The organism is Gryllotalpicola sp. CP2-P1, from assembly GCF_057512245.1.
This window is the reverse complement of the sequence record NZ_JBLRDT010000185.1, coordinates 1-4,865: the sequence shown is the minus strand read 5'-3', so window position 1 is coordinate 4,865 and position 4,865 is coordinate 1. Positions and strand designations below refer to the sequence as shown.

Sequence of the window (4,865 nt, the reverse complement as noted above, 5' to 3'; positions counted from 1 at the left end):
ACGAGTTCCACGGCGCGCACCAGGCCGGGGTGCTCGCTCCGGTACGCCGCTCCACCTCGCTGCTCGCGCTCGACGTCACCGCGCAGGGCGCGGCAGGTCTCACGGAACTGCTGCAGACGATCACCGACACGGCCCGCTTCCTCACGACGGGCGGTGCGCCGCGAGAGCTCGGCATCACCGCGCCGCCGAGCGACTCGGGCGTTCTCGGGCCCGAGGTCACGGCGGGCGGGCTCACCGTGACGCTGGCGGTCGGGGCATCCCTCTTCGACGGGCGCTTCGGGCTGGCATCCGTGAAGCCCTCGAAGCTGCGCACGATGGAGGACTTCCCCAACGACGCGCTCGACCGCGCGATCTGCGACGGCGACCTTCTGCTGCAGTTCGAGGCGGACGACAACGACGTCGTGATCCACGGTGTGCGCGAGGTACTGCGCGCCACGCGTGCCGGAATGCAGCTGCGCTGGCGGCGCGACGGCTTCTCGTCACCCCCGCGCCCCAGTGGCACCCCGCGCAATCTCATGGGCTTCAAGGACGGCACCGCCAACATCGATCGCACCGACGCGAAGCTGATGGACCAGCTCGTGTGGGCGCACGGCGGCCAGGCCGAGCCCGCCTGGGTCGAGGGCGGCAGCTATCTGGCGGTGCGGGTGATCCGCATGCTGGTCGAGTCCTGGGACCGCGTCGGCATCGAAGAGCAGCAGCAGATGTTCGGCCGCTACAAGGGCTCGGGCGCGCCGCTCACCGGCTCGAGCGAGTTCGAGGACCCGCACTATGAGCGCGACCCCAACGGCGACTCGATTCCGCTGAGCGCGCACATCCGGGTCGCGAACCCGCGCACGCCGGGCACCGAGAACCAGCGGATGCTGCGCAGGGCCTTCAACTACGACGGCGGCATCGACGCGAACGGCAACCTCGACCAGGGCCTGATCTTCACCGCGTTCAACCAGGACATCGAGCGCCAGTTCGTCACGGTGCAGAAGCGGCTGATCGACGAGCCGCTGGTCGACTACATCTCGCCCGTCGGGGGCGGCTACTACTTCGCGCTGCCCGGGGCGAGGGATGCCTCGGACTGGCTCGGAAAAGGCATGTTCGCATGAGGTCGACACTCGTGCGGGCACACAGGCTCGGCGCAAGCGGGCGCCGGGAACCATAAGAGGAAGAAGAGTCAACCGTGTTCCAGAAAGCACGTTTGAAGCGTCTCGGAATCGCCGGGGGAGCTCTGGCCGTCGCGGCCGGCTTCGCTGTCGCGACCGCGTTCGCGGCAGCTCCGGCGCAAGCCCACCCGAAGGCGGACAACTCGGCGCGCACCACCACGCCGATCAAGCACCTCGTGGTGATCTTCGACGAGAACGTCTCGTTCGATCACTACTTCGGCACCTACCCCACGGCCGCCAACACCGACGGCACGAAGTTCGTCGCGGCGAAGAACACGCCGAAGGTGAACACCCTGGTCACCTCGGGAACCCTGAAGAACAACCCGAACCAGTACCAGCCGACGCGCCTCACGCCCGCGCAGGCCGACACGTGTGACCAGAACCACGGCTACCTGCCCGAGCAGAAGGCCGTGAACGGCGGCAAGATGGACCAGTTCGTGCAGAACACCTCGGTCGACAAGTGCGCCGCGCCGCTGTACTCGGCGCCCGGTCTCGCGATGGGCTACTACGACGGCAACACCGTCACGGCGCTGTGGAACTACGCGCAGAACTATGCGATGAGCGACAACAGCTGGGACGCGACCTTCGGCCCGTCGACCCCCGGCGCGCTCAACCTGATCGCGGGCCAGACGCACGGGGTCACCTCGTACGACCCGAAGACCGGCACGACGAACCCGAAGCCGACGGCGACGCCCGACGGCTACACGGTGATCGACCCCGACGCCACGGGTGTCGGCACGGTCACGAACGACCCCGACCCCGTGTACGACGACTGCGCGGACTCGAACCACACCTCGACGAACGCGCTCGCCGGCATGTCGGGCAAGAACATCGGCGACCTGCTGAACGACAAGGGCGTCACGTGGGGCTGGTTCCAGGGCGGCTTCAAGCCGACCACCACGGCCAAGGCCAGCTCGACCGGCTACGCCGTCTGCGGCGCGACCCACACGAACATCTCGGGCACCTCGGTCGTCGACTACTCGCCGCACCACAACCCGTTCGCGTACTACAAGTCGACGTCGAACCCGCACCACCTGCCGCCGACCTCGGTGAAGGCGATCGGCCACACCGACCAGGCGAACCACCAGTACGACACGAGCGACTTCGACGCGGCGGTCGCTGCCGACAACCTGCCGGCGGTCTCGTTCGTCAAGGCGCCCGAGTACCAGGACGGTCACGCGAGCTACTCCGACCCGACCGACGAGCAGACGTTCCTCGTGAACACGATCAACGAGCTGCAGAAGTCGCCGGAGTGGTCGAGCACCGCAGTGGTCATCTCGTACGACGACTCCGACGGCTGGTACGACCACGTCGCGCCGAAGATCACCAACGGCTCGACCGATTCGGCCAACAACGCCGCCATCTGCACGACGGCCCCGAAGAACCCGGCGAACGGCGGCTACGAGGACCGCTGCGGCCCGAGCCAGCGTCTGCCGCTGCTCGTGATCTCGCCCTACACCAAGGCGAACTCGGTCGACCACACCGCCACCTCGCAGCCCTCGATCCTGAAGTTCGTCGAGGACAACTGGTCGACGGGTCGCATCGGTGACGGCTCGTTCGACAAGACCGCCGGCTCGCTGAACGGCCTGCTCGACTTCGCGCACCCGCAGAACCGCAGCGTGCTGCTCGACCCGAAGACGGGGGCGGTCTCGAAGGTCGTGCCGATCGACCACACGCCGACCCACCCGTCGAAGCCGTCGAAGCCGGCGCACCCCTCGAAGCCGACGCACCCCTCGAAGCCCGGCAAGGGCGACAAGGGCCACGGCGGAGTCTTGGGCTGGCTCGGCTGGTAGCTGCGGCCCGGCGGTAACCGCCCCAGCACAAGGAACTCAGCACAAGGAACGCTGCACAAAGAACTCTGCACAAGGAGCTCTGCATAAGGAAGGGGCCCTGGCGATCCCAGGGCCCCTTTCGCGTGGGGTGCTCGCGCCGCGGTCGCGCCGCGGTCGCGCGCGGCGCCGCGCGCTATGCGATCGCGCGGTCGACGATCTCCTTCGCCTCGGCCTGGACCTGCTTCAGGTGGTCTGCGCCCTTGAACGACTCTGCGTAGATCTTGTAGACGTCCTCGGTGCCGGACGGCCGCGCCGCGAACCAGGCGTTCTCGGTGACGACCTTCACGCCCCCGACCGCGGCGCCGTTTCCGGGCGCCTCGGAGAGCTTCGCGACGATCGGCTCGCCGGCGAGCTCGGTCGCCGTGATGGCATCCCCCGAGAGCTTCGCGAGCTTCGCCTTCTGCTCTTTGCTGGCAGCGGCGTCGATGCGCTCGTACACCGGGTCGCCGAACGTGTCGGTCAGTTCGCGGTAGAGCTGTGACGGGCTCTTCCCCGTGACGGCGATGATCTCGCTGGCGAGCAGGGCGAGCAGGATGCCGTCCTTGTCGGTCGTCCAGGCGGTGCCGTCCTTGCGCAGGAACGAGGCCCCCGCGGACTCCTCGCCGCCGAAGCCGACCGAGCCGTCGACGAGCCCCGGCACGAACCACTTGAAGCCGACGGGCACCTCCCACAGCGTGCGGCCGAGCGACGCGGCGACCCGGTCGATGATCGATGAGGAGACGAGGGTCTTCCCCACGGCGGCATCCGCCCGCCACTCGGGTCGGTGCGTGTAGAGGTACTGGATCGCGACCGCGAGATAGTGGTTCGGGTTCATCAGGCCGCCGTCGGGCGTCACGATGCCGTGGCGGTCGGCGTCGGCGTCGTTGCCCGTGACGACCTGGAACTCGTCCTTGTGCTCGAGCACGCTCGCCATCACGTTCCTGCTCGACGGGTCCATGCGGATCTTCTCGTCCCAGTCGAGCGTCATGAACGGCCACTTCGGGTCGACCCGCGGGTTGACGACGGTGAGGTCGAGCCCGTACTTCTCGCCGATCAGCTGCCAGTAGGCGACGGATGCCCCGCCCAGCGGGTCGGCGCCGATCTTCACGCCGGCGGACTTGATCGCCTCGATGTCGATGATGTTGACCAGGTCGGCGACGTACTCCTCACGGAAGTCATAGCCCTCGACGGCGCTCGGCTCGGCCCGCTCGACGCCCTTCAGCCCATCGGCGATCAGCTCGTTGGCGCGGTTCGCGATCCAGCTCGTGGCGTCGGTGTCTGCCGGGCCGCCGTGCGGGGGGTTGTACTTGAAGCCGCCGTCGCGCGGGGGGTTGTGCGACGGGGTCACGACGATGCCGTCGGCGAGCGGGGCCTTCTCGTCTGCGCCGCGGTGTTCCTTGTTGTACTTGATGATCGCGTGGCTCACGGCCGGCGTCGGAACGAAGCCGTCGTGCGCGTCGGTGTAGACCTCGATCTGGTTGCCGACGAGCACCTCGAGGGCGGTGGTCAGTGCGGGGCCGGAGAGCACATGGGTGTCGGCGCCGATGAAGAGCGGGCCCGTGATGCCCTGCGTCTCGCGGTACTCGACGATCGCCTGCGTGCACGCGGCGATGTGGTCCTCGTTGAAGGCGGTGTCGAGCGAGCTTCCGCGGTGGCCCGAGGTGCCGAACACGACGCGTTCAGCGGGGTTCGACGCATCGGGCTTGAGCTCGTAGTAGGCCCTCACGACCGCTTCGTCGTCGATGAGATCGGATTCCTGCGCGTACGTCCCTGCACGAGAAGTCATGGTGCCCATCCTGGCAGGGCCACGCGGCACGCGGCACCCCGGTTGACCCTGTGGGGCGATGCTGTCATGAGATCGCTCCCTCCGCGCGCAACTGTGCGATGACGCCGTGTTTCGGCG

3 protein-coding genes are annotated in these 4,865 nt (G+C 68.2%); 2 read left to right on the top strand and 1 reads right to left on the bottom strand.

The window, feature by feature from the left end; all coding sequences use genetic code 11:
* Window positions 1-1,094, top strand: a 1,094-nt coding sequence (locus tag ACM2XV_RS12280) for a Dyp-type peroxidase (protein ID WP_487027121.1), incomplete at its 5' end; no start/stop codon positions are given.
* A 92-nt stretch (window positions 1,095-1,186) separates the two neighbouring features.
* The gene (locus ACM2XV_RS12275; RefSeq protein WP_487027120.1) at window positions 1,187-2,944 is read left to right on the top strand and encodes a phospholipase C; all 1,758 of its coding nucleotides are present in this window, start codon (window positions 1,187-1,189) and stop codon (window positions 2,942-2,944) included.
* A 172-nt stretch (window positions 2,945-3,116) separates the two neighbouring features.
* On the opposite strand, the gene pgm is transcribed toward ACM2XV_RS12275, so the two are convergent.
* Entirely contained in the window at window positions 3,117-4,748 is a 1,632-nt protein-coding gene (gene pgm / locus ACM2XV_RS12270) for a phosphoglucomutase (alpha-D-glucose-1,6-bisphosphate-dependent) (protein ID WP_344772832.1), read from the bottom strand.
* Window positions 4,749-4,865 lie beyond the last annotated feature (117 nt).

Excerpts from the sequence above, each read along its gene's own strand:
- pgm (WP_344772832.1), bottom strand. The coding sequence starts at position 4,748 with ATGACTTCTCGTGCAGGGACGTACGCGCAGGAATCCGATCTCATCGAC.